This is a genomic window from Nonomuraea sp. JJY05, assembly GCF_043496855.1.
Classification (GTDB): domain Bacteria; phylum Actinomycetota; class Actinomycetes; order Streptosporangiales; family Streptosporangiaceae; genus Nonomuraea.
This window is the reverse complement of sequence record NZ_JBIEIS010000001.1, coordinates 1-23,934: the sequence shown is the minus strand read 5'-3', so window position 1 is coordinate 23,934 and position 23,934 is coordinate 1. Positions and strand designations below refer to the sequence as shown.

Annotated in this window: 22 protein-coding genes; 18 read left to right on the top strand and 4 right to left on the bottom strand. The window is 70.8% G+C overall.

Translation table 11 applies throughout. The features are described 5' to 3' along the window. Window positions 1-6 precede the first annotated feature (6 nt). From ACFKCF_RS00110 to ACFKCF_RS00095, 4 genes are all read left to right on the top strand, one after another. Window positions 7-2,124, top strand: coding sequence for an acetate--CoA ligase family protein (locus ACFKCF_RS00110; protein ID WP_394489258.1), 2,118 nt, complete (start codon window positions 7-9; stop codon window positions 2,122-2,124). A gap of 78 nt (window positions 2,125-2,202) precedes the next feature. Next, a complete protein-coding gene (locus tag ACFKCF_RS00105; RefSeq protein ID WP_394489256.1) occupies window positions 2,203-3,693 on the top strand; it encodes an Nramp family divalent metal transporter in 1,491 nt (496 codons plus the stop codon). Then, a complete protein-coding gene (locus ACFKCF_RS00100; RefSeq protein ID WP_394489254.1) occupies window positions 3,693-4,181 on the top strand; it encodes a hypothetical protein in 489 nt (162 codons plus the stop codon). The genes ACFKCF_RS00105 and ACFKCF_RS00100 overlap by 1 nt, the downstream gene beginning before the upstream one ends. Continuing rightward, window positions 4,178-5,167 (top strand): TerC family protein, encoded by a 990-nt coding sequence (locus ACFKCF_RS00095; protein WP_394489252.1) that lies wholly within the window; start codon window positions 4,178-4,180, stop codon window positions 5,165-5,167. The genes ACFKCF_RS00100 and ACFKCF_RS00095 overlap by 4 nt, the downstream gene beginning before the upstream one ends. A gap of 41 nt (window positions 5,168-5,208) precedes the next feature. Here the strand turns inward: ACFKCF_RS00095 and ACFKCF_RS00090 are convergent, their stop codons facing one another. The 3 genes from ACFKCF_RS00090 to ACFKCF_RS00080 all read right to left on the bottom strand — a co-directional run bounded on the left by ACFKCF_RS00090 (window position 5,209) and on the right by ACFKCF_RS00080 (window position 7,707). After that, complete coding sequence (locus tag ACFKCF_RS00090; protein ID WP_394489250.1) at window positions 5,209-5,388, bottom strand: hypothetical protein; 180 nt, start codon at window positions 5,386-5,388, stop codon at window positions 5,209-5,211. 75 nt (window positions 5,389-5,463) lie between these two features. Further along, window positions 5,464-6,201 carry a GntR family transcriptional regulator gene (locus ACFKCF_RS00085; protein ID WP_394489248.1) on the bottom strand — a complete coding sequence of 246 codons (738 nt, stop codon included), beginning with the start codon at window positions 6,199-6,201 and terminating at the stop codon, window positions 5,464-5,466. A gap of 234 nt (window positions 6,202-6,435) precedes the next feature. Next, window positions 6,436-7,707 carry a hypothetical protein gene (locus tag ACFKCF_RS00080; RefSeq protein ID WP_394489246.1) on the bottom strand — a complete coding sequence of 424 codons (1,272 nt, stop codon included), beginning with the start codon at window positions 7,705-7,707 and terminating at the stop codon, window positions 6,436-6,438. A gap of 89 nt (window positions 7,708-7,796) precedes the next feature. Here ACFKCF_RS00080 and sucC point away from each other — a divergent pair, with 89 nt between their 5' ends. The 6 genes from sucC to ACFKCF_RS00050 all read left to right on the top strand — a co-directional run bounded on the left by sucC (window position 7,797) and on the right by ACFKCF_RS00050 (window position 14,768). Continuing rightward, window positions 7,797-8,927, top strand: coding sequence for an ADP-forming succinate--CoA ligase subunit beta (sucC, locus tag ACFKCF_RS00075; RefSeq protein WP_394489244.1), 1,131 nt, complete (start codon window positions 7,797-7,799; stop codon window positions 8,925-8,927). Next, complete coding sequence (sucD, locus tag ACFKCF_RS00070; protein WP_394489242.1) at window positions 8,927-9,814, top strand: succinate--CoA ligase subunit alpha; 888 nt, start codon at window positions 8,927-8,929, stop codon at window positions 9,812-9,814. The genes sucC and sucD overlap by 1 nt, the downstream gene beginning before the upstream one ends. Next, the gene (locus ACFKCF_RS00065) at window positions 9,811-10,581 is read left to right on the top strand and encodes a hydroxypyruvate isomerase family protein (RefSeq protein ID WP_394489240.1); all 771 of its coding nucleotides are present in this window, start codon (window positions 9,811-9,813) and stop codon (window positions 10,579-10,581) included. The genes sucD and ACFKCF_RS00065 overlap by 4 nt, the downstream gene beginning before the upstream one ends. Beyond that, a complete protein-coding gene (locus tag ACFKCF_RS00060; protein ID WP_394489238.1) occupies window positions 10,578-11,438 on the top strand; it encodes an NAD(P)-dependent oxidoreductase in 861 nt (286 codons plus the stop codon). The genes ACFKCF_RS00065 and ACFKCF_RS00060 overlap by 4 nt, the downstream gene beginning before the upstream one ends. 86 nt (window positions 11,439-11,524) lie before the next feature. Then, window positions 11,525-13,228: a glyoxylate carboligase gene (gene gcl, locus ACFKCF_RS00055; protein WP_394489236.1), complete on the top strand. Its 1,704-nt coding sequence runs from the start codon at window positions 11,525-11,527 to the stop codon at window positions 13,226-13,228. A 10-nt stretch (window positions 13,229-13,238) separates the two neighbouring features. Next, window positions 13,239-14,768, top strand: coding sequence for an aldehyde dehydrogenase family protein (locus ACFKCF_RS00050; RefSeq protein WP_394489233.1), 1,530 nt, complete (start codon window positions 13,239-13,241; stop codon window positions 14,766-14,768). On the opposite strand, the gene ACFKCF_RS00045 is transcribed toward ACFKCF_RS00050, so the two are convergent. Next, window positions 14,765-15,115, bottom strand: a complete 351-nt coding sequence (locus tag ACFKCF_RS00045; protein ID WP_394489231.1) for a DUF6703 family protein — start codon at window positions 15,113-15,115, stop codon at window positions 14,765-14,767. The two genes, ACFKCF_RS00050 and ACFKCF_RS00045, sit on opposite strands and share 4 nt — an antisense overlap. Window positions 15,116-15,187: 72 nt before the next feature. Between ACFKCF_RS00045 and ACFKCF_RS00040 the strand changes: the two genes are divergently transcribed. The 8 genes from ACFKCF_RS00040 to ACFKCF_RS00005 form a co-directional block, all read left to right on the top strand. Then, entirely contained in the window at window positions 15,188-15,475 is a 288-nt protein-coding gene (locus ACFKCF_RS00040; protein ID WP_394489229.1) for an antibiotic biosynthesis monooxygenase family protein, read from the top strand. Between the two features lie 95 nt (window positions 15,476-15,570). Then, window positions 15,571-16,956 (top strand): glycine--tRNA ligase, encoded by a 1,386-nt coding sequence (locus ACFKCF_RS00035; protein ID WP_394489227.1) that lies wholly within the window; start codon window positions 15,571-15,573, stop codon window positions 16,954-16,956. Window positions 16,957-17,295: 339 nt separating this feature from the next. Then, entirely contained in the window at window positions 17,296-20,406 is a 3,111-nt protein-coding gene (locus tag ACFKCF_RS00030) for a M14 family zinc carboxypeptidase (RefSeq protein WP_394489225.1), read from the top strand. 122 nt (window positions 20,407-20,528) lie between these two features. Continuing rightward, window positions 20,529-20,675, top strand: a complete 147-nt coding sequence (locus tag ACFKCF_RS00025; protein ID WP_394489223.1) for a hypothetical protein — start codon at window positions 20,529-20,531, stop codon at window positions 20,673-20,675. A gap of 67 nt (window positions 20,676-20,742) precedes the next feature. Beyond that, on the top strand, window positions 20,743-21,783 hold the full coding sequence (locus ACFKCF_RS00020; protein ID WP_394489221.1) for an AAA family ATPase: 1,041 nt from the start codon (window positions 20,743-20,745) through the stop codon (window positions 21,781-21,783). After that, window positions 21,780-22,712, top strand: coding sequence for a DUF58 domain-containing protein (locus ACFKCF_RS00015; protein WP_394489219.1), 933 nt, complete (start codon window positions 21,780-21,782; stop codon window positions 22,710-22,712). The genes ACFKCF_RS00020 and ACFKCF_RS00015 overlap by 4 nt, the downstream gene beginning before the upstream one ends. Next, the gene (locus tag ACFKCF_RS00010) at window positions 22,709-23,653 is read left to right on the top strand and encodes a VWA domain-containing protein (protein WP_394489217.1); all 945 of its coding nucleotides are present in this window, start codon (window positions 22,709-22,711) and stop codon (window positions 23,651-23,653) included. Before ACFKCF_RS00015 ends, ACFKCF_RS00010 begins: the two co-directional genes overlap by 4 nt. After that, window positions 23,632-23,934 (top strand): hypothetical protein (locus tag ACFKCF_RS00005; RefSeq protein WP_394489215.1); only part of this gene is annotated, 303 nt, incomplete at its 3' end. The genes ACFKCF_RS00010 and ACFKCF_RS00005, both read left to right, overlap by 22 nt.

Sequence of the window (23,934 nt, the reverse complement as noted above, 5' to 3'; positions counted from 1 at the left end):
GCGAGCATGGGCGCAGTCCGCGAAGTCATCGAGAAGGCGCTCGCCGAGGGCCGCACGGCCCTGACCGCCCCCGAGGGGCGCAGGATCTGCGAGGAGTACGGCATCGCCACCCCGGGCGAGGGCCTGGCCACCTCGGCCGGCGAGGCGGTCTCGATCGCCGAGCGCATCGGCCTCCCGGTCGTCCTGAAGATCGTCTCCCCGGACATCCTGCACAAGACCGACGCGGGCGGCGTGCTGGTCGGCCTGAAGAGCGCGGAGGAGGTCCGCGCCGGCTACGACACGATCCTCGCCAACGCCCGCGCCTACGACGCCGACGCCACCATCGACGGCGTCCAGGTGCAGCAGCTCGTCGGCGGCGGCCACGAGGTCATCGTCGGCGCCGTCACCGACCCCACATTCGGCAAGGTGATCGCGTTCGGGCTGGGCGGCGTCCTGGTCGAGGTGCTCAAAGATGTGACCTTCCGCCTCGCCCCCGTCTCGGGAGAAGATGCGCTTGGGATGCTGGACGACATCAGGGCGGCAGAAGTGCTCCGTGGTGCCCGGGGGGCCGAGCCCGCCAACCGCGAGGCACTGGCGGAGCTGATCGAGCGCGTCGGCCGGCTGGTCTCCGACTTCCCCGAGATCCTCGAGGTGGACCTCAACCCCGTCTTCGCCGACGCGAACGGCGCGGTGGCCGCCGACGTGCGCATCCTCATCGGCGACAAGCCCGCCGAGGTCGTCCGCCTGCCGCAGGAGGAGATCCTCCGGCAGATGACGCGGATCTTCAAGCCGCGCGCGGTGGCCGTGATCGGCGCCTCCGCCGAGACCGGCAAGATCGGCAACTCGGTCATGCGCAACCTCATCAACGGCGGCTACCAGGGGCAGATCTTGCCGATCAACCCCAAGGCCGACGAGATCATGGGGCTGACCGCGTACAAGAGCATCTCGGACGTGCCCGGCGACGTGGACGTGGCCGTGTTCGCGATCCCCGCCAAGTTCGTGGCGCCGGCGCTGGAGGAGGCCGGGCGGAAGGGCGTGGCGGGCGCGATCATGATCCCGTCGGGGTTCGCCGAGACGGGGAACGTGGAGGGCCAGAAGGAGATCGTCGAGATCGCGCGCAGGCACGGCGTGCGCATGCTCGGGCCCAACATCTACGGCTACTACTACACGCCGGAGAACCTCTGCGCGACGTTCTGCACCCCGTACGACGTCAAGGGGAGCGTGGCGCTGACCTCGCAGAGCGGCGGCATCGGCATGGCCATCCTGGGCTTCAGCCGCACCACCAAGATGGGCGTCTCGGCCATCGTCGGCGTCGGCAACAAGGCCGACGTGGACGAGGACGACCTGCTGACCTTCTTCGAGCAGGACGACAACACCAAGGCCGTCGCCATGCACCTGGAGGACCTCAAGGACGGCCGCGGCTTCGTCGAGGCCGCGCGCCGGGTCGTCAGGCAGAAGCCGGTCATCGTGCTCAAGGCCGGCCGCACCGCGATGGGCGCGCGGGCGGCGGGCTCCCACACGGGCGCGCTGGCGGGCGACGACAAGGTCTACGACGACATCCTGCGGCAGGCCGGGGTCGTGCGCGCGCCGGGGCTCAACGACATGCTCGAATACGCCCGCGCGCTGCCGATCCTGCCCGCGCCCAAGGGCGAGAACGTCGTCATCATCACCGGGGCCGGCGGCTCGGGCGTGCTGCTGTCGGACGCCATCGTGGACGCCGGGCTGACGCTCATGGACATCCCGCCCGACCTGGACACGGCCTTCCGCGCCTACATCCCGCCCTTCGGCGCGGCGGGCAACCCCATCGACATCACCGGCGGCGAACCGCCCTCGACCTACGAGAACACGGTCCGCCTCGGCCTGGCCGACGAGCGCATCCACGCGCTGGTCCTGGGCTACTGGCACACGATCGTGACGCCGCCGATGGTCTTCGCCGAGCTCATCGCCCGTGTCGTGGCAGAGGAGCGGGCGAAGGGCAACGTCAAGCCGGTCGTGGCGTCACTCGCCGGCGACACCGAGGTGGAGGAGGCCAGCGAGTACCTGTTCGAGCACGGCGTGGTCGCGTACCCGTACACGACGGAGAAGCCCGTGGCGGTCCTCGGCGCGAAATACCGCTGGGCCAGGGCTGCCGGTCTGTTGCGCTAAGAGCCGAGCTGCAACAGACCGGGTGAGGGGGCTATTCGGGGCGCACGAAGAAGCAACAACCCCCCAGGAGGTCCGTAGGTGGACACATCGAAAACACCACCGGCGACGGCCACGCCGCCGGTCGAGGACGAACGAGTATGGAAAGCGGGCCGGCTTGAGCCGATGCCCATCAGGAAGCTGCCCGACGCGCCTCCGTCGGTGCACATTCTCGGGCCGACGGTCTTCCTCGTCGCGCTGGGCGTGGGCATGGGCGAGTCGTACATGTGGCCCAGGCTGGTGCTGCTGTTCGGGCCCGAGATCAGGTGGCTGTTCCTGATCGGCGTCACGCTGCAGGCCTTCGTGATGCTGGAGATGGCGCGGTACGCCATGGCGACGGGGGAGAGCATCTTCTCCGGCGCGGCGCGGGTGTTCAAGCCGCTGATGTGGTTCTTCTTCATCGTGGCCATCGCCGTCTACATCTGGCCGGGACACCTGTCGGCCGGAGCGGCGGCGTTCGAGGAGATAACCGGCATCCCGTGGATGGTGACCGCCATCATCGGGCTCGTCCTGGTCGGGGTGGTGTTCAGCCTGGCCAAGGTGATCTACAACGTGCTGGAGAACGTGCTGTCGCTGCTCATCGGCACACTCGTGCTCGGCACGGCGGTGGTCGCGGCCATGGTCGGCTCCTGGGGCGACGTGGCCTCCACGCTCACGGGCATGTTCTCCTTCGGCTACTTCCCGTCGGAGGCCATGTCGGAGGCCTGGTTCCCCGTCATCGTGGGGGCGTGCGCCTTCGCCGGGCCCTCCGGCATGCAGCAGATGTGGTACACGCTGCACCTGCGTGACTCCGGGGCCGGCATGGGCGCGCACATCCCGCAGATCCGCGGGCTGCGGCACGCGGGCCAGGAAGAGGAGATGCCCGCGCGCGGGTTCATGTTCGACACCGAGGACCCGGCTGAGATGGCCAAGTGGAAGGGGTGGCGGCGCTGGGTCACGTTCGACGCGCTGCTGCTGTTCTGGGGCGTCACCATGCTGGTGACGATCTCGTTCACGGTGATCGCGCAGTCCGCCGTGCGGCTGAACCCGGGCGTGCGGACCGTCATCCAGGGCGACGACCGCGAGGTGGCGCTCACCGCGATGGCCGGCGCCGTCTCCCACGCGGGCAGCTCGGTGCTCGGGGCGGTCTTCCTCGGGTTCATCGCGCTGATCGGCCTGAACGCCACCCTGGGGCTGTTCGACTCGTTCTCCCGGGGCCAGGCTGACATGACGTACCACTTCGTGCCCGGGGCGAAGAAGCTGGGCATGTCGCGCCTGTACGGGGTCTTCCTCTGGGGCGTGATCCTCTTCGGCATCCTGATCCTGCTGTTCGGGCCGGCCGACGGGCCGAGCGGGATCCTGGACACGCTGGCGTTCCTGTCGACGTTCGCGATGGGGGCGTACTGCGTGACCCTGCTCCTGGTGAACAACCGCATGCTGCCCAAACCGATCAGGCCCAAGTGGTGGACGAACGTCATCATCGGCTTCGGTGCGGTGTTCTACCTGGGGATGCTGTTCTACAGCCTGTTCGCCTTCGGCGTGGTCGTGGGCTGATGGACGGACGGCACAGCCTCGAACTCGCCCTGCCAGGGGCGTCGATCGGAGCCGTCGCCGGAGCCATGGCCGGTGGGCTGACCCTGTTCGCGGGGCAGCCCACCGGGATGGCCGCGCTGTCGGCCCTGTCACTCGCCGTGCCGCTCGCCCTCTTCGGCGGCCTGTACGGCGTGCTGCTCGGCCACGGCGTGTTCCGTCCGGGGACCTTCGGGCCGGTGGGCCTGTACTGGGTGGCGGCCTTCCCCGTGTCCCGGCTCGCACAGGAGAGCCTGGTCGGGATCGGCCTGGCCGACGGAGTGCTGCCCTTCCTGGCCTACCAGGCGATGGTGAGCCTCGGCTTCGCGATCGGCTTCGTCTGGCTGCACGAGCGGATCATGCCGCACTGGCTGATCCATCGCGCCGCCGCCAACCCGCTGGCCAAGGACCTGCTCGGCCTCTACGTCCGGCACGCGGGGATGTTACGCGCACGGAAGGGGCACCGCCGGTGAACCTGCCCCCCTGGATCTGGCTGGCCACGATCGCCGGCTTCGCGCTCGTGCTCGCCGTGGACTTCTGGCTCGTCGTCAGGAGGCCGCACGAGCCGTCCATGAAGGAGTGCGTGGCCTGGGTCTCGTTCTACGTCGCCCTGGCCGCGGCCTTCGGCGTCGGCCTCCTGCTGCTGTCGGGCCCCGCGCACGGCGGGGAGTTCTTCGCCGGCTGGATCACCGAGTATTCGCTCAGCGTGGACAACCTCTTCGTCTTCCTGCTGATCATGAGCCGCTTCCAGGTGCCGCGGAAGTACCGCCAGAAGGTGCTGCTCATCGGCATCATCCTGGCGCTGGCGATGCGCGGCGCGTTCATCGCCGCCGGCGCCGGCGCGGTGGCCAGGTTCGACTGGCTCTTCTACGTGTTCGGCGCCTTCCTCGTCTACACGGCGTGGAAGCTGATGGGAGGCGAGGACGACGAGGCGGAGTTCTCCGAGAACGTCGCCCTGCGCGCGGTGCGCCGGGTGCTCCCGACCACGGACACCTATCACGGCGCCCGGCTCACCGTGCACCTCGGGCGCAGGATGGTCACCCCGATGCTGATCGTCATGGTCGCCATCGGGACCACCGACCTGCTCTTCGCGCTCGACTCCATCCCGGCCATCTTCGGCCTCACCAAGGAGCCCTACCTGGTCTTCACCGCCAACGCCTTCGCCCTCATGGGGCTGCGCCAGCTCTTCTTCCTCATCGGCGGGCTGCTCGACCGGCTCGTCTACCTGAGCAAGGGGCTGTCGGTGGTGCTGGCCTTCATCGGCGTGAAGCTGATCCTCGAGGCCCTGCACCACGACGGTGTGTCGTGGGCGCCGGAGATCCCGATCATGGTCTCCCTCGGCGTCATCATCGGCACCCTCGCCGTCACCACGGTGCTGAGCCTCATCAAGTCGGCCCGCGACGCGAGGGCGTCGGCCGCGGCCTCGGAGGGGGTGGAGCCCGAGCCCGTGGAACGCTGACCACGCCGCGGCATCGGGGCGATCGTCCCTGCCGCGGCTTCTCAGTGACGGGGGCAGTCGTGTACGTCGTGCTCCACGGCGGCCCATTCGCGCAGGTAGCGGTCCGCCTCGTCGGCGGAGTAGTGCTTGTTGAGAGCTGTGCTCAGGCCCAGGCCGATCATGCGGCCGTCCGCTGCCTGGCCCGGTGGATCACCGAGGAGAAAGCGGATCAATGCCTTCATGGTGCACCTCCTTCTGTCCGGCTCCATCCTCTACCCGAGGTGTTTCGGAGCATGCGGTCTCTTGTGAACGACAGATCAACCCGGCTGTCGCGTCCGGCGTCGCCGCACCGGCTTGGGCGCCGGCTGGACGGGCTCCTGCTCGCGCTGAGCCATGTACGAGGCGCGGGTGTGCTCGGTGTGCTCGCGCATGATCTTGGCCGCCCGTCGCTCGTCGCCCGCCTCGATGGCGTCGATCAGGGAGGTGTGCTCCTCCCACGACGCCATGCCGCGCTGGCGGGCCACCGGCGTGTGATACCACCGCACCCGCCTGGCCACCTGGCTGGCCAGCTCCGAGAGGACCTTGTTGCCCGACAGGGCGGTCACCAGGGCGTGCAGCTCGGAGTTGGTCGCCACGGCGGAGTCGACGTCGTCGGCCTCCACCGCCGCGATGCCCCGCGCGCACAGGGCGCGCAGCCGCTTGACGCCGTCCTCGCCCGCCTGCTTGGCGGCGAGCCGGGCGGACTCGGTCTCCAGCAGCGTGCGCACGGCCAGCAACTGGTCGGCCTCCTCCACCGTCGGGACGTGCACGAACGCGCCCTGGCCGGGGAACAGGTCGACCCAGCCCTCGCCGCTGAGCTGCTGCAGCGCCTCGCGGACCGGCTGCCTGGAGACGCCGAGCAACTCGGCCAGCTCGCTCTCCACGAGGTGCTGGCCCGGCTTGAGCTGCCCGGAGACGATGAGCTCCTGGATAGCCTCGATAACGCTCTCACGGAGCGTGGCAGGGCGGGGAATCTTGGCGGCCGTCGCCTGACCGGCCTGATCCGACAGCAACATGGTCACGTCTCCAGGGCTGCGTTACGGTTTTTAGTCGACTGCCTACAGCATACCGGCCAGGGATCTCTCCTGGCCGTGAGCCTCATCACAGGCACCCCCTGCCCCCGCCCCTCACCGTCACTCCATTTGCGCGCGCCGCCACGCGAGGGCCGCCAGCTCGCCCTCCTGCGCCTTTCGGAGCACCGCGTGAACGCGGCGCGGCACTGGAGGGACGGTGGCGGCGGGCGGTGGGTGTCACAGGGGGATGGTGGCCGGGAGGCCGGGGATGCGCAGGCGGGGGATGGCCAGGGCAGGGAGGGCGGCGAGGGCGGCGGCGACGGCGAGCGCGGTCACGGGCGTGCCCAGGGCGAACAGCGCCAGGGCGGCAGCTCCCGCTCCGGCCAGGGCCTTGGCGCTGTAGACGACGGCGTGGATCTCGCCCGCCCGCTCGACCCCGAAGAACTCCCGCACCAGGCTGGCGAGCAGCGGGTAGAACGCCCCGCCCCCGAGCCCGGCCGCCACGGCCCCGAGCCACAGCAGCGGCCCCCCGGCTGCCACGGGCTCGCCCGCACCCACGACGACCGCAGGCGTGGCGAGGGCGGTGGCGAGGAGCACCTGGCCGATGGCCAGGGCGGTCAGGACGGCGGCGAGCACGCGGCGGCGTCCGAACAGCTCCGAGCAGCGCATCGCCACCGACCGGCTGGCCCCGTTCAGCGCCACCAGCACGGCCAGCGCGCCCCACGACCCGGTCCCCGCGACCACGATCACGTCGAAGACCGACACCGCGCCCGCGCACGTCAGGATCAGGGCCAGCGCCGGCAGCGTACGCGTGCGCAGCGCCTGGGCCGGCCCGAACTGCCGGGCCGCCTCCGGCGTCGTGCGCAACCGCGCCGCGTCCAGCGCGTGCGAGCGCGGGTCCACGTCCTCGGGCCACCACAGCGCGGGAGCCAGCCGCAGGTGCCGGGCCGCGGTCCCGATGGTCGCCAGCGCGACGACCGCCGCGACCATGAACGCCGTGGACGTGGCGGCCGGAGCGATCCCGGCCCAGACGAGCAGGGGCATCGCGCCGTAGCCGAAGGCGCCGGTGATCAGCCCGACCCGGGCGGCGGGCCGTTCCGGATACCAGGAGGAGACGACCTCGCCGCAGACCCCGTAGACCAGGCCCGCGCCCAGCCCGCCGAGGAGCGCGTACCCCAGGAAGGCGCCCGGGGCGCCCAACGGGGGCGCCGCCGCGGCGAGGCCGGCGAAGCTCAGGGCGGCTCCCGCGGCCAGGCTGGTACGGACGCCGAGGCGGCCCCGCCGTACCAGGTGGAGCGCGGGGAGGGCACCGGCGGCCTGGCAGGCGACCCAGACGGCCAGGAGGGTGAGCCCGGTGGCCTCCTTGGCCAGGAGGGCGGCGTAGCCGTACTGGAGCGGGCTGATCGCCGCCATGGCGCCCCAGGCCAGCCAGAACATGCGCGTGCGGTCGGTGGGGACGGGTCCGGGGAGGTACGAGCGCCCGCGCCAGTCTCTGATTGCATTCTCCATACTGTATGGAATATCCAGTAGACGAGAGCCTGTCGAGACCCTAGACGTGGGATTTTCCATACGGTATACCGTCTACAAAGGAGGCTCGAATGGACCTGTACGAGTACCAGGCGAAGGAGCTCTTCGGGCGTCATGGGATCCCGGTCCCGGCAGGCAGGATCGCGGCCACCCCGGCGGAGGCCCGCGCGATAGCGGCCGAACTGAACGCGCCCGTCGTCATCAAGGCCCAGGTGAAGACCGGCGGACGCGGCAAGGCCGGCGGGATCAGGACCGCGGCCGGGCCGGTCACCGCCGAGGCGGAGGCCGAACGTGTGATCGGGATGGACATCAAGGGGCACGTCGCGCGCAACGTGCTGGTCGAGACGGCGACCGTGCCGTTCGAGGAGTACTACGCGGCTTTCCTCGTCGACCGGGCTGAGGGCGCTTTCCTGGCGATGGTGTCCGGCCAGGGAGGCATGGAGATCGAGGAGCTGGCCGCCACCGACCCCGACGCCCTGGTGAAACTGCCGGTCGATCCGGCGACGGGCGTGGACGCGGACACCGCGCGCCTGCTGGCGGCCAAGGCCGGGCTGCCCGAGCAGGCGGCCGAGGTGCTGGAGAAGCTGTGGCGGGTCCTGGTCGCCGAGGACGCCCTGCTGGTCGAGGTGAACCCGCTGATCTGCACCACCGACCAGCGGATCGTGGCCCTCGACGGCAAGGTGACCCTGGACGACAACTCCGCGTTCCGGCACGCCTGGGAGTACGGCGAGACCACCGGCAGCTTGGAGGACCGCGCCCGGGCCAAGGGACTCAACTACGTCAAGCTCGACGGCCAGGTGGGCGTGATCGGCAACGGCGCCGGGCTGGTCATGAGCACGCTCGACGTGGTGGCCGGGGCCGGGGCCGCCCCGGCGAACTTCCTCGACATCGGCGGCGGCGCGTCCGCCAAGATCATGGCCGACGGGCTGGAGATCATCCTGGCCGACCCCGACGTGCGCTCGGTGCTGGTCAACGTCTTCGGCGGCATCACCGCCTGCGACGCGGTGGCCAGCGGCATCGTCACCGCACTCGAGCTCCTCGGCGAGCGCGGCCTGGCCAGGCCCATCGTCGTACGCCTGGACGGCAACAACGCCGAGGTGGGCCGGCGCATCCTGAGCGACGCCCGGCACCCGGCGGTCCGGCAGGTCTCCACCATGGACGGCGCCGCCGAGATGGCGGCCAGACTCGCGGCAGGTGCGTGATGGCGATCTTTCTGACCAAGGACAGCCGGGTGCTCGTGCAGGGCATGACCGGCGCGGAGGGCACCAGGCACACGGCCCGCATGCTGGCCGCTGGCACCGACGTCGTGGCCGGGGTGACGCCCGGCAAGGGCGGCCGGTCCGTGGACTTCGGCGAGCGCACGGTGCCCGTGTTCGGGTCCGTGGCCGAGGCGATGGCCGAGACGGGGGGCGACGTCTCCGTGGTGTTCGTGCCGCCGCGCTTCACCGGCCCGGCCGTGGAGGAGGCGGTCGAGGCCGGGATGCCCCTGTGCGTGGTGATCACCGAGGGCGTCCCCGTGCACGACGCCGTACGCTTCCGTGCCCTCGCGCACGGCCGCACCAGGATCATCGGCCCCAACTGCCCGGGGCTCATCAGCCCGGGGCAGTCCTCGGCCGGGATCATCCCCGCCGACATCACCTCCGCCGGGCGCATCGGGCTGGTGTCGAAGTCGGGCACGCTGACGTACCAGCTCATGTACGAGCTGCGCGACCTCGGCTTCTCCACCGCCGTCGGCATCGGCGGCGACCCGGTCGTCGGGACCACCCACATCGACTGCCTCCAGGCGTTCCAGGACGACCCCGGCACGGACGCCATCGTCATGATCGGCGAGATCGGCGGCGACGCCGAGGAGCGGGCCGCCGCCTACATCGCCGCGAACGTCACCAAGCCCGTGGTCGCCTACGTGGCCGGGTTCACCGCTCCTGAGGGCAAGACGATGGGGCACGCGGGCGCGATCGTGTCCGGCTCGTCCGGCACCGCCCAGGCCAAGAAGGAGGCGCTGGAGGCGGCCGGGGTCCGGGTCGGGAGCACCCCGTCGGAGACGGCCCGCCTCATGCGCTCGGTCCTCAGCCGGCGGGGTGCGGCGTGAGGTTCACTTTCACTGTCAACCTCTCCATTCTCTTCACCGATCTGCCGCTGCTGGAGCGGCCCGCGGCGGCGGCCAAGGCCGGGTTCGACGCGGTCGAGCTGTGGTGGCCGTTCGGCGTCCCCGATCCCGCGGGCGTCGAGCTGGCGGCGCTGCGGCAGGCGATCGAGGACGCCGGGGTGCGCCTGACCGGCCTCAACTTCGACGCGGGCGACATGGCCGCCGGCGAGCGCGGCCTGCTGGCCGGGCCGGACGGCTCCGCCCGGTTCCAGGCCAACATCGACGTGGCGGTCCAGCTGGCGGGCGAGCTCGGCTGCGGCGTGCTCAACGCCCTGTACGGCAACGATCCCGGCACCGACCGCGCTTTGGCCGTGGTCAACCTGCGCAGGGCGGCCGACGCGGCGGCCTCGATCGGCGCGACCGTGGTGGTCGAAGCCCTCAACTCCCACGAGAACCCGAAATATCCAATCACGTCGTCGCAGGCGGCGTTCGAGCTGATCGACGAGGTGGACCGGGAGAACGTGGCCTTCCTGGCCGACCTCTACCACCTGCACCGGATGGGCGAGGACGTCCTGGAGCTCATCGACCGGCACAGCGCCAGGTTCGGCCACGTGCAGATCGCCGACGACCCCGGCAGGGGACGCCCCGGCAGCGGGCGGATGCCGTACGACGAGATCTTCGCCCGGCTGGCGGCGGCGGGCTATCAGGGCCACGTCGGCCTGGAGTACCGGCACGAGGGGCCGGGCGCGTTCGACTGGAGGCAGGCGTGAACATCGGATTCGTCGGCTTGGGGATCATGGGCAGCCCGATGGCGGCCAACCTCCTCAAGGCCGGACATGTCGTGACCGGTTATGACGTGAGCGCCGAGCGGGTCGAACAGCTCGCCGGCCTGGGCGGCAAGGGCGCCTCCGGCGTGGTCGACGCGGTCGGCGGGGCCGACGTGGTGATCACCATGCTGCCCGACTCGCCGCAGGTGGAGGAGGTCGCGCCGCTGATCGTCGAGTACGGCCGCCCCAACCTGCTCTACATCGACATGAGCACCATCAGGCCCGAGACCTCCCGCTGGGTCGCCAGGCAGGCGGCGGCCGCCGGCGTACGGGCGGTGGACGCCCCGGTCAGCGGCGGCGAGCGCGGCGCGATCGACGGCACCCTGTCGATCATGGTGGGCGGGGCGGCCGAGGACGTCGAGGCGGCCCGGCCCGTCCTCGGCACCCTGGGCACGACCGTCGTGCACGTCGGCCCGGCCGGCGCGGGACAGACCGTCAAGGCGGCCAACCAGCTCGTCGTCGGCGGCATCTACGGGCTCGTGTCGGAGGCGATCGTGTTGCTCGAAGCCTCGGGCGTGGACCCCCTGGCGGGGCTGGACGTGCTCGCGGGCGGCCTGGCGGGCTCCAGGATCCTGGAGCTCAAGCGGCACACCATGGTCAGGCGGGAGTTCAACCCGGGCTTCCGGATCGACCTGCACCACAAGGACATGGGCATCGCCGTCGCCGCCGCCCGCGAGGCCGGGGTCAGCCTGCCGCTCACCGGGCAGGTCGCCCAGCTCGTGGCCGCGGCCAGGGCGCAGGGCCACGGCTCGCTCGACCACTCCGCCCTCCTCAAGGTCGTGGAAAGGCTCAACGCGTGAACGAGCGAAGCGAGAGAACCAGAAGCACAGCGAGGAAGCCTCTTCTGGCGGGTGACGAAGGAGCCCGTCAGAAGAGGATTCCGTGCATGGAGGCCGTGGTGGCGGTGCTGGAGTCGGAGGGGGTGGACACCGTCTTCGGCATCCCGGGCGCGGCCATCCTGCCGCTCTACGCCGCGCTCCAGCACAGCTCGATCAGGCACGTCACCGTACGCCACGAGGAGGGCGGCACCCACGCGGCCGACGGCTGGTCCAGGGTGACCGGGAACGTCGGCGTCTGCATCGGCACCTCCGGCCCCGCCGGCACGAACATGATCACCGGCCTCTACACCGCCCTGGCCGACTCGATCCCCATGATCTGCGTCACCGGCCAGGCGGTCTCCTCCAAGCTGCACCAGGAGGCGTTCCAGGCGGTGGACATCGTGGAGATCGCCCGGCCGGTGACCAAGTGGGCGGTGCAGCTCAAGGAGCCGGCGCAGGCGCCGTGGGTGTTCAGGGAGGCGTTCAGGATCGCCCGGTCGGGACGGCCCGGCCCGGTGCTCATCGACCTGCCGGTGGACGTGCAGCGCGGGACCTGCCTGTACGACCGGGAGCTGGACGCGCCGCTGCCAGTCGATGAGCCCGCGCCGCTGCCCAGAGCCGTGCGCAAGGCCGTGGACCTGCTGTCCGGGGCCAGGCGGCCGATCATCCTGGCCGGCGGCGGCGTGATCATCGCGGACGCCACCGACGAGCTGCGCGCGCTGGCCGAGCACCTCCAGGTGCCCGTGCAGGTGACGCTCATGGGCAAGGGCGCCTTCCCCGAGGACCACCCGCTGTTCGCGGGCATGGCGGGCATCCAGACCCAGACGCGGTGGGGCAACGCCGCCTTCTTGGAGAGCGACCTGGTGCTGGCCGTCGGGGCCCGCTTCGGCGACCGGCACACCGGCGACCTCGACGTCTATCGCCGGGGCCGCACGTTCGTGCACGTGGACATCGAGCCCACGCAGATCGGCCGGGTCTTCGAGCCCGACCTGGGGATCGTCGGGCACGCCCGTCCGGTGCTGGCGGAGCTGCTGCACGAGGCGCGCCGCCGCGGCGGGCCGCGCCAGCCGGGCAAGTGGGTACGGAAGGTCGCCGACCTGCGCAGGACGATGGCCCGCCGCGACGACTTCGACGACGTCCCGATCAAGCCGCCCCGGGTGTTCAGGGAGATCAACGAGTATTTCGGCAGGGACACCACGTTCGTCACCGCCATCGGGCTCTACCAGATCTGGTCGGGTCAGTTCCAGACGACCTACCTGCCGCGCCGCTACCTGGTGTGCGGCCAGGCCGGGCCGCTGGGCTGGGAGGTGCCCGCGGCGATGGGCGTCAAGTGCGCGCATCCGGAGCGGCAGGTCGTGGCGGTGGTGGGCGACTACTCCTTCCAGTTCCTCATGGAGGAGGTGGCGGTGGCCGCCCAGTACCGGATCCCGTTCGTCATCGTCATGATCAACAACGAGTATCTGGGCCTCATCAGGCAGGCCGAGATCCCGTACGGCATGAACTACGCCGTGGACCTGCACTACGGAGAAGGCGGCATCGACCATGTCAAGGCCATGGAGGCGTTCGGCTGCCCCGCGCGCCGGGTGGAGCTGCCTGGCGACATCCGGGACGCGCTCGCCTGGGCGACGGCGGAGTCGGCGCGGGAGCGGCTGCCGGTGCTCGTGGAGGTGATGGTGGAGCGCGAGGCCAACGCCGCCATGGGGCCCTCGCTGGAGGCGATCAAGGAGTTCGAGCCGCTGCCCGAGCTCATCACCGCCGACTGGTCCGACTGAGGAGGAGCGCATGCGGATCAAGCCGGGTACGGCCTGGCGGGACGCCTACGAACGGTGCTGTTCGGCGGCCCCCGAGGCATTCCACGACGACCGGGTGCTCAATCACTGGGGTGGCATCTGGCACCGCGACGGGCGCCCCGTGCCCGGCTTCTCGCCGCTGGACGGCACCGCCATCGCGGGCCTGCCCCGGATCGACCGGGCGGGCGCGGGACGGGCGGTGGCGGGCGCGGTGGAGGAGCACCGGCGGTGGCGGCACCTGCCGCTCGCCGAGCGCAAGGCGATGGTGTCGGCCGCCGTCGAGTCGATGGCCGCCCATCGCGACCTGCTGGCCCTGCTGCTGGTCTGGGAGATCGGCAAGCCGTGGAAGACGGCCTGCGCGGACGTGGACCGCTGCCTGGACGGCGTGCGGTGGTACGTGGCCGAGATCGACCGCATGGTCGCCGGGCGGATGCCGCTGCCCGGGCCCGTCAGCAACATCGCGAGCTGGAACTACCCGATGAGCGTGCTCATGCACGCCATGCTCGTGCAGGCGCTGGCCGGCAACGCGGTGATCGCCAAGACCCCCACGGACGGCGGCCTGTGCTGCCTGACGCTCGCTTGCGCGCTGGCGGTGCGCGAGGGGCTGCCGTTCACGCTGGTGAGCGGGGGAGGGGCGGAGCTGTCGCCGGTGCTGGCCGGCGGGCGGGCCCTGGGCAGCGTGTCGTTCGTGGGCGGCCGGGACGCGGGGGCCAAGGTGGCGACCTCGCTGGCCGACCTCGGACGCCGGCACGTGCTGGAGCAGGAGGGGCTGAACTGCTGGGGTGTCTGGGAGTACGGCGACTGGGAGCTGCTCACGAGGCAGATCCGGGCGTCGTTCGACTACGGCAAGCAGCGGTGCACGGCCTATCCGCGGTTCGTGGTGCAGCGGTCGCTGTTCCACGAGTTCCTGGGGGCGTACCTGGCGGCGGTGGGGTCCCTGCGGTTCGGCCATCCGCTCGCGGTGGCCGACGCCGACGATCCGCTGCCGGAGCTGGACTTCGGGCCGCTGATCAACGCCTCCAAGGCCAAGGAACTGGCCGACCAGGTGGACGAGGCGGTGGCCAGGGGTGGGGTGCCGGTGCACCGGGCGTCGCTCGACGCCGGACATTTCCTGCCGGGGCAGGATATTTCGGCTTATCTTGCGCCGACGGCGCTCCTCAACCCGCCCCGCTCCTCACCCCTCTTCCACGCCGAGCCGTTCGGGCCCGTGGACACCATCGTGCTGGTGGACACGGAGGCCGAGCTGCTGGCCGCCATGAACGCCAGCAACGGCGCCCTGGTGGCCACGCTGTCGTGCGACGAGGAGGAGACGTTCGGCCGGCTGGCGCCGGAGGTGCGGGCGTTCAAGGTGGGGCACAACCGGCCGCGCTCGCGCGGCGACCGCGAGGAGCTGTTCGGCGGGCTCGGGGCGTCCTGGCGCGGCGCGTTCGTCGGCGGCGAGCTGCTGGTGCGGGCCTCCACCACGGGCCCGGACGGCGAGCGCCTGCCGGGCAACTTCCCCCACTACACGCTCCTGCCCTAGGGGGCGATGAGGCCGAAGCGGGTCGCCGCCAGCAGCACCAGGAAGGTCAGCATGGCGACCCGCATCACCTTTCCGCCGATCCCCAGCGACGGCCACGACAGGTATGCCAGCCAGCCGATGAAGACGATCACCGGCAGCACGGCCACGCCGCCCAGCGGGTTGGCCACGGCGAACCCGGCCAGCAGCAGGACCACCAGCACCGCCGGCGCCGTCCATCGGGGCACCTGGGTGAACAGGTAGGTCATCGGCACGGCGCTGCGCTGCTCGACGGTCTTGCGCAGGCCGGTCGCGCCCGGCGTGAAGAACTGCTCGCCCTTGGGAAGCGGGCGCTTGCTGTCTGGGGCCACACCCGGAGCCTACGGGAGAAGGACCGCCGGGCGGGCCGCCCGGAGGCGGCGCGACGCGTCTAATCTGGTCGGGTGCTCGCCGTGATCCGATACACCGTTCCAGAGTCCCAGTCCCAAGACTTCGTCAAGCAGGGCCACACCATCCTTGACACGCTCGCCGCCCAGCCGGGCTTCCAGCGTGGCAGGCTGGCCCGTTCGGTCGATGAGCCCAACCTGTGGGCCCTGGTCACGGAGTGGGAGGGCGCCGGTTTCTACCGCAGAGCGCTCTCCGCTGGCCGGATGGCGATGTATCCGCTGATGATTCTCATGGTCAACGAACCCAGTGCGTTCGAGGACGTTTACACGCAGGAAGGCACTTAACGATTACTGGCGCGCGAGAGGGCCCGCGCGTCCCCTAAGCTGGGATCTCACCAATTTCACTCGCCGACCTCCAGCCGGAAAGAGAATCAACCAAAATGGCACGACGCACCGACGTCATGGACACCATCGTCAGCCTCGCCAAACGCCGCGGGCTCGTATACCCGTCGAGCGAGATCTACGGCGGACTGCGCGCGTCGTGGGACTACGGTCCACTGGGTGTCGAGCTCAAGAACAACGTCAAGCGGCAGTGGTGGCTGTCGACGGTCCAGTCGCGCGACGACGTGGTGGGCCTCGACTCCAGCGTGGTGCTGGCCCCCGAGGTGTGGCGGGCCAGCGGTCACGTCGAGACCTTCACCGACCCGCTGACCGAGTGCCTCTCCTGCCACAAGCGCTTCCGCGCCGATCACCTGATCGAGGCGTACGAGGAGAAGAACGGCAAGGAGCCCGAGGGCGGCCTGGCCGACATCACCTGCCCCAACTGCGGCAACAAGGGCACCTTCACCGAGCCCAGGCAGTTCAGCGGCCTGCTCAAGACCTACCTCGGCCCCGTCGAGGACGAGTCGGGCCTGGCCTACCTGCGCCCCGAGACCGCGCAGGGCATCTTCATCAACTACCTCAACGTGCAGCAGTCGGCGCGCAAGAAGATCCCGTTCGGCATCGGCCAGATCGGCAAGTCGTTCCGCAACGAGATCACGCCGGGCAACTTCATCTTCCGCACCCGCGAGTTCGAGCAGATGGAGATGGAGTTCTTCGTCAAGCCCGGCACGGACGAGGAGTGGCACCAATACTGGATCGACGAGCGCTACCGCTGGTACTCCGATCTGGGCATCAACAAGGACAACCTGCGCCTTTACGAGCACCCGAAGGAGAAGCTGTCCCACTACTCCAAGCGCACCGTCGACATCGAGTACCGCTTCAACTTCACCGGCTCCGAGTGGGGTGAGCTCGAGGGCGTCGCCAACCGCACCGACTTCGACCTGACCGCCCACTCCAAGGCGTCGGGCACCGACCTGAGCTTCTTCGAGCAGGACACGGGGGAGCGCTACGTCCCCTACGTCATCGAGCCCGCGGCCGGTGTCGACCGCGCCACGCTGACGTTCCTGCTCGACGCCTACAGCGAGGACGAGGCCCCCAACGCCAAGGGCGTCATGGAGAAGCGTACGGTCATGCGGCTCGACCACCGGCTCGCGCCGGTCAAGGCCGCGGTGCTGCCGCTCTCGCGCAACGCCGACCTGTCGCCGAAGGCCCGTGACCTGGCCGCGCAGCTGCGCCGCCGGTGGAACGTCGAGTTCGACGACGCGGGCGCCATCGGCCGCCGCTACCGTCGCCAGGACGAGATCGGCACGCCGTTCTGCATCACGGTCGACTTCGACACGCTCGAGGACCAGGCGGTGACCATCCGCGAGCGCGACTCGATGGCCCAGGAGCGCATCTCCATCGAGGGCGTCGAGTCCTACCTGCGCCAGCACCTGAATGACTGACTTCGTCTAGCGCTCATCCCACGGGCCGCTCGCCGTTCTTACGGCGGGCGGCCCGTCGCGTGTTCAACCCCATCCTTTACGGCTGCGCACGGTGGGCCCCACCCGCCGCACCGGGCTGAGGCCCCTCCAGGGTGACGCTCCTCCGCCTCACCGCCGCGCCACCGTGACGACGCAAGCTCGACCGGCGGGTGGCGCCTGCCTACGAATCCGGACCCAGGTCGGATTACGTAGTTCGAAATTTGACCACATGTGGCCGTCGTGATTGACAAGCCCCCCGGCGTACACGGACATTGCGGGCATCCCTAGCGGCCAATCGGGGGCTGATTTCTCGGAGGCGCGATGAAGCGCGCGTTAATCATGTTCGCCAGCACGCTCCTGTTACTCGGTTCGTTCACCATCCCGCCCGCGTCGGCGGTGCCCAAGCCCGCTCCGGGCCCCGACGGCGTGTTCGTCTACACCGGCGAGCTCACCGCGGACCAGGTGGCCAAGCTCGTCGCGGCCGGCGTGGACCGCGAGGAGATGCGGATCGTCAAGCGTGCGAACGGCAAGGTCACCATCGAGGTGATCCTCGCCGCCGCGCTGGCCGGCACGCTCGCCAAGCAGGGCGTCACCCTGAAGGCCCAGAGCGCGGACAAGGCGCGGCTGGCGCAGAAGGGCGACGGGGTGTTCAAGAAATACGCGGGTGCCGGCGGCATCCGCGAGGAGATCATTGCCGCGGCGGAGGCCAAGCCCGGCATCGCCAAGGTCGTCAACATCGGCAACAGCCTCAACGGCACGCCGATCACCGCCATCAAGGTGACCAAGGACGCCCGCAAGCTCGCCGACGGCAAGCGCCCGGCCATGCTGTACATGGCCGCCCAGCACGCCCGCGAGTGGATCACACCCGAGATGGTGCGCCGGCTGCTGCACCACTTCCTCGACGGCTACGGCGGCAACGCCGAGCTCACCAAGCTCGTGAACACCACCGAGCTGTGGTTCATGCCGGTGGCCAACCCCGACGGCTACGACTACACCTTCACCCCCGACAACCGGCTGTGGCGCAAGAACCTGCGCGACAACGACGGCGACGGGCAGATCACCAGCGCCGACGGCGTCGACCCCAACCGCAACTTCGCCTACAAGTGGGGCTACGACAACGAGGGCTCGTCCAACATCCTGTCCAGCCAGACCTACCGCGGCAAGTCGCCGCAGTCGGAGCCGGAGACCGTGGCGCTGGACAACCTGACCAAGCGGGTGCACTTCACGTACCTGCTGAACTACCACTCCGCCGCCATGCTGCTGCTGTACGGCGTCGGCTGGCAGCAGGCCACGCCGTCGCCCGACGACCTGATCTTCGAGGCCATGCTCGGCGACGACGCCCACCCGGCCGTACCCGGCTACGACCCCGACATCGGCGCCGAGCTCTACACCACCAACGGTGAGACCGACGGGCACATGACCAACCTGCGGAAGGCCATGTCCATCACGCCGGAGATGTCCACCTGTGAGGACGCGGTCGAGCGGAACCCGAACGACGAGTGGACGCTCGACGACTGCGTCGGCGGGCTGGGCTTCACCTTCCCCGACAGCGAGGCGCTGATCCAGGACGAGTTCCTCAAGAACGTCCCGCTGGCGCTGGCCGCGGCCAAGACCGTGCAGACGCCGGACACCCCGGTCTCCGTGGTCGGGCGCACGGTGCCCGACTTCGCGCCGGACTCCTTCAGCGTGTCGTACGGTGACCCGCAGCCGGTGGCGGTCACCGCCCGCAGGTCGCTGCTGGCCAAGGTGCTGCGCTTCCGCATCAACGGCGGCCCGGCGCAGATCAGGCCGCTGTCGGAGTGGCAGGGCGGCGAGCGGTACGGCGACGAGAACGACCTGTACTTCGCCGAGTACCGCGGCACCGTGAGCGGCGCGAAACCGGGCGACAAGGTCGAGGTCTGGTTCCAGGGCATCAAGCCGGGGACCGGGCTCGTCTCCAGCTCGCACTTCACCTACACGCTGGCCAAGGACTCCGCGGCCAAGGTCCTGATCGTCGCCAACGAGGACTACACCGGCTTCAACCCGGACTACCCGCCCTCGGTGACGGCGCCCAAGCACACCACGACGTACAAGAAGGCCCTCCAGGCCGCCGGGTACGCCTCCGAGACCTGGGACGTGGACGCGCAGGGCGTGCCGCACCACCTGGGCGTGCTGTCGCACTTCAAGGGCGTCGTGTGGGAGCTGGGGGACAACCGGCTGTCCATGGACCAGCAGGACGTGGTCACCGTGACCCCGCTCGGCAACCTGCCCGACGCGGACGTCAAGCGGTCGCAGCAGGACCTGACCGTCTCCATCCGCGACTACCTCAACGAAGGGGGCAAGCTCCTCTACACCGGTGAGACGGCCGCGTACTACGGCATTCTCGACACGATCATCGGAGGCATCTACTACGGCATCGACGGCAACCCGGACGGCGACTGCGTGGTCACCACGATCCAGGGCCTGTTCGACGAGTGCCTGCTGCTGGCCGACGACTTCACCCAGTACTACATGGGCGTCGGCGGGCGCATCGCCCGCAGCTCCCCGACCGGCTTCGCCGGCAAGGGCCCGCTGGCCGGGACGGGCGGCACGTTCGGCGGTCCGGCCACGGTGGACAACCCGCTGGACGAGGCGGGGGTGCTGCAGGCCATGGGCACGGACCTGCCGAGGTTCACGGGTACCCCTTCGGCCGACTACACGCTAGGCGCCGGCGGGCCGTTCGACCCGATCGAGGGTCAGTGGTACGTCAGGGGGCCGCACGTGGACGACTCGTACATGCGGCTGACCAGGACGGTGAACCTGGGATCCGTGACGGCGGCGCAGCAGCCGAGACTGGGCTTCCAGCTGTCCTTCGACACCGAGACCGGCTATGACAACGTCATCGTCGAGGCCCACACGGTCGGCCAGGACAACTGGACCACGCTGCCCGACCTCAACGGCGGAACGGACAGCGCCGTGCCGTCGGAGTGCGAGGCCGGCTTCCTCCTGGCCGAGCACCCGTGGCTGGGGCACTACCTGACCGGCGGCAACCCCTGCACGGCCACCGGCACCAGCGGCTCCTGGAACCGGTTCACCGGTGACTCCGGCGGCTGGAAGCAGGTCGCCTTCGACCTGTCCGCGTACGCGGGCCAGCAGGTCGAGGTGTCGATCAGCTACGTGACCGACCCGAGCACGGGCGGCGTGGGCGTGTTCGTGGACGACACGCGGGTCACCACCTCCGGCGGCACCCTCGACTCCGAGGGCTTCGAGACCGGCCTCGGCCCCTGGGCCATCCCCGGTCCGCCGGCCGGCAGCCCCACCGGCGCCGGCGACTTCGCCCGCGCGCAGGCGGACACCACGGCGGCCGTCTCCACCAAAGACACGGTGCTGCTGGGATTCGGGCTGGAGCAGCTCGCCAACGACAACGAGAGGAACGCGACGATCAAGAAGGTGATGAAGTACCTGATCGGCTGATCTCCGGCTGACGGACGGCCACCCCGTTTGCGGGTGGCCGTCCTTTTCGGTATGGGGACCGAAAAATCATGTAAAGACACGGGTTACGCGGGTTTTCGCGGTCGCTTGATGACATGCGTCCTATGCGTACATCACGTTTCGCTCTAGTGCTGCTGGCCGCGGGCGCCGCGCTCATGACGGGCAGCGCCGCGTTCGCCGATCCCGACCCGACCGCGCTGGAGCTGCGGGTGGTCGTGGACGACTGCGACCGGGCGGTGGTGCAGCCATGAGCGAGCGAAGCGAGCGACCAATCAAACACAGTCGATTCTCGGTCATGCGACCGACGAAGGAGGGCGTATGACCGAGACCTTGCTGCTCGAACGGGCGTTGTTCGAGGTCAAGCGGGTGATCGTGGGGCAGGACCGGATGGTCGAGCGGCTGCTCGTGGCGGTGCTCGCCAAGGGCCACTGCCTGCTGGAAGGCGTGCCCGGCATCGCCAAGACGCTGGCCGCCGAGACCATGGCCACCGTGGTCGGCGGCACGTTCGCCCGCATCCAGTTCACGCCCGACCTGGTGCCCGCCGACATCGTCGGCACCAGGATCTACCGGCCGTCGACCGAGACCTTCGACGTCGAGCTCGGCCCGGTCATGGTCAACCTGCTGCTCGCCGACGAGATCAACCGGGCGCCGGCGAAGGTGCAGTCGGCGCTGCTGGAGATCATGGCCGAGCGGCAGGTCAGCATCGGCGGGGTCTCGCACGACGTGCCGAGGCCGTTCCTGGTGCTGGCCACCCAGAACCCGATCGAGTCCGAGGGCGTCTACCACCTGCCCGAGGCGCAGCGGGACCGCTTCCTCATGAAGATCGACGTGGACTATCCCAGCGAGTCGGAGGAGCTGGCGATCGTCTACCGCATGAGCGTGGACCCGCCCGTCCCGCACGCCGTGCTGGACCCCGCTCAGGTCGTCGCGCTCCAGCGGCGGGCCGAGGAGGTCTTCGTGCACCACGCGGTGGCCGAGTACGCCGTCCGCCTCGTCTACGCCACCCGCGACCCCGACCGGTTCGGGGTGGAGGACGTGCGGCGGCTGCTGGCGTTCGGGGCGAGCCCCCGGGCCACGCTCGGTCTGCTGGCGGCCGGGCGGGCGCTGGCCCTGATGCGGGGGCGCGACTACGTGCTGCCGGAGGACGTGCGGGACCTGGCGCACGACGTCATGGCGCACCGGCTCGTGCTCTCCTTCGACGCGCTGGCCGACGGGGTGGCGCCCAGGCAGATCGTGGACCGGGTGCTGGCGGCCGTCCCGCTGCCCGTCATCGCCCCCCAGCAGCAAATACAGCAGCAAATACAGGAGACGCAGCAGCAAGCCCAGCAGCGAGCACAGCAGAACGAAGCCGTGGCATGAGGCCGTACCTGATGGCCGAGCCCGCGCTGCGCCGGCTCGAGCTGACGATCACCAGGAGACTGGATGGACTGCTGCAGGGGGAGCATCTGGGGCTGGTGCCGGGGCCGGGGAGCGAGCCGGCGGAGACCCGGCCGTACCAGGCGGGCGACGACGTGCGGCGGATGGACTGGAACGTCACCGCCCGCACCAACGAGCCCCACGTCCGCGACCTGGTCGCCGACCGCGAGCTGGAGATCTGGGCGCTGCTCGACGCCACCGCCAGCATGGACTTCGGCACCGCGGCCATGGAGAAGCGGGAGCTGGCCGTCTCGGCGCTGGCGGCGGTCGGCTTCCTCACCCAGCGGACCGGCAACCGGATCGGCACCCACCTGCTGCATGGCGGCGGCGTCAGGACGCTGCCCGCCCGGACGGGCCGGCCGCACCTGATGGCGCTGCTGCAGGCGGCCTTCGCGCTGCCCCGCACGCCGCCCGGGGTGGCCGAGCCGCTGCTGGGCGTGGCCGCCGACCAGCTCGGCCGGGTGGTACGGCGCCGCGGCCTGGTCGTGGTCGTGTCGGACTTCCTCGACGCGCCCGAGACCTGGGAGCTGCCGCTGCGCAGGCTCACCGCCCGGCACCAGGTGCTGGCCGTGGAGGTGCTCGACCCGCGCGAGCTGACACTGCCCGACGTCGGGATCCTGACGCTGGTCGACCCGGAGACGGGGCGGCGGCGCGAGGTCGCCACGGGGAGCGCGCGGCTGCGCCGCAGGTACGCGGAGGCGGCGGCGGAGCAGCGCGACAACGTCGCGCGGGCTCTGCGTCGGGCCGCGGCGACTCACCTACGGCTGCGCACGGACCGCGACTGGGTACGCGACCTGGTCCGGCACGTCATGCGGCAGCGCCGCCTGGCCGCGCTGGCCCGCCCCTCCGGAGGAGGAGGTGATGCGGCGTGACGCTGATCGCGCCCCTGTGGTTGCTGCTGCTCGTCCCCGTGGCCCTGCTGGCCCTGGCGTACGTGGTCATGGCGTTGCGGAGCAGGACCGCGTACGCCGTCAGGTTCACCAACCTCGACCTGCTCGACAAGGTCGCCCCGAGGCGGCCGGGCTGGCGCAGGCACGTGCCGGCGGCGGCGCTGCTGCTGATGTTCGCCCTGCTCGTGATCGGTTTCGCCCGGCCGACGGCCGAGGTGCGGGTGCCGAGGGAGCGGGCGACGATCATGGTGGCGTTCGACGTGTCGGCGTCCATGAGCGCCACCGACGTCCAGCCCAACCGGTTCGAGGCGGCCAAGCAGGCGGCCAGGCAGTTCGTGGAGGGGCTGCCCGAGCGATTCAACCTGGGCCTGGTGTCGTTCTCCTCGTCGGCGTCCGTCGCCGTGCCGCCGACCACGGACCGGCAGGCGGTGCTGGACGCGCTCGACCGGCTCAGCACCGCCTCGGGCACCGCCATCGGCGAGGCGGTCTACTCCTCGCTGGACGCCATCGCCGCGCTCGACTCGCAGGAGGAGAGGCCGCCCGCGCACATCGTGCTGCTGTCCGACGGCTCCAACACCACGGGCCGCACGGTCGGCGACGCGGCCGCGGCGGCCTCCGGCAGAGGAGTGCCGGTCACGACCATCGCGTACGGCACGGCGGACGGCACGATCGACATCTCGGGACGCGAGATCCCGGTGCCGGTGGACGCCCCGGCGCTGCGCGGGCTGGCCGAGGCGGCGGGCGGCGGCTTCTACGAGGCGGCCAGCGGTGACGAGCTGCAGGCGGTCTACGAGGACATCGGCACGTCGGTCGGCTACCGCACCGAGCGGCAGGAGGTATGGATGTGGTTCGTGGCGGCGGGGATGGCCTTCGCGCTGATCGCGGCGGTGACGTCGATGTTGTGGTTCTCGAGGCTGCCATGAGGGGCCTGGGCAGCCCGCGCGGGCCGGAGTTCGTCACGCCGGCTGTCGTGGCCCCCGTGCCGCAGGACGTACCGCGGAAGGGGGCGCCGCCCAAGGGACGCCTGCTGGTGGCCGCCGCGCTCGTCGCGGCGCTCACCGGGGCGGCGGCGGGCATGGCGGCGGGCATGGCGGCGGGCATGGCGGGGGGCATGGCGGGGGCGCGGCTCTCCGAAGGGTCCGGGCCGGCCCCCGCCGCCGCCCTCCCCAAGGCGGCGCCCGCGCCGTCGGCCGGTCTCACCGGG

Coding starts and splice junctions, on each gene's coding strand:
- ACFKCF_RS00110 (WP_394489258.1), top strand. CDS start 7: ATGGGCGCAGTCCGCGAAGTCATCGAGAAGGCGCTCGCCGAGGGCCGC.
- ACFKCF_RS00100 (WP_394489254.1), top strand. CDS start 3,693: ATGGACGGACGGCACAGCCTCGAACTCGCCCTGCCAGGGGCGTCGATC.
- ACFKCF_RS00090 (WP_394489250.1), bottom strand. CDS start 5,388: ATGAAGGCATTGATCCGCTTTCTCCTCGGTGATCCACCGGGCCAGGCA.
- ACFKCF_RS00085 (WP_394489248.1), bottom strand. CDS start 6,201: ATGTTGCTGTCGGATCAGGCCGGTCAGGCGACGGCCGCCAAGATTCCC.
- ACFKCF_RS00080 (WP_394489246.1), bottom strand. CDS start 7,707: ATGGAGAATGCAATCAGAGACTGGCGCGGGCGCTCGTACCTCCCCGGA.
- sucC (WP_394489244.1), top strand. CDS start 7,797: ATGGACCTGTACGAGTACCAGGCGAAGGAGCTCTTCGGGCGTCATGGG.
- sucD (WP_394489242.1), top strand. CDS start 8,927: ATGGCGATCTTTCTGACCAAGGACAGCCGGGTGCTCGTGCAGGGCATG.
- gcl (WP_394489236.1), top strand. CDS start 11,525: ATGGAGGCCGTGGTGGCGGTGCTGGAGTCGGAGGGGGTGGACACCGTC.
- ACFKCF_RS00050 (WP_394489233.1), top strand. CDS start 13,239: ATGCGGATCAAGCCGGGTACGGCCTGGCGGGACGCCTACGAACGGTGC.
- ACFKCF_RS00035 (WP_394489227.1), top strand. CDS start 15,571: ATGGCACGACGCACCGACGTCATGGACACCATCGTCAGCCTCGCCAAA.
- ACFKCF_RS00030 (WP_394489225.1), top strand. CDS start 17,296: ATGAAGCGCGCGTTAATCATGTTCGCCAGCACGCTCCTGTTACTCGGT.
- ACFKCF_RS00025 (WP_394489223.1), top strand. CDS start 20,529: ATGCGTACATCACGTTTCGCTCTAGTGCTGCTGGCCGCGGGCGCCGCG.
- ACFKCF_RS00020 (WP_394489221.1), top strand. CDS start 20,743: ATGACCGAGACCTTGCTGCTCGAACGGGCGTTGTTCGAGGTCAAGCGG.
- ACFKCF_RS00015 (WP_394489219.1), top strand. CDS start 21,780: ATGAGGCCGTACCTGATGGCCGAGCCCGCGCTGCGCCGGCTCGAGCTG.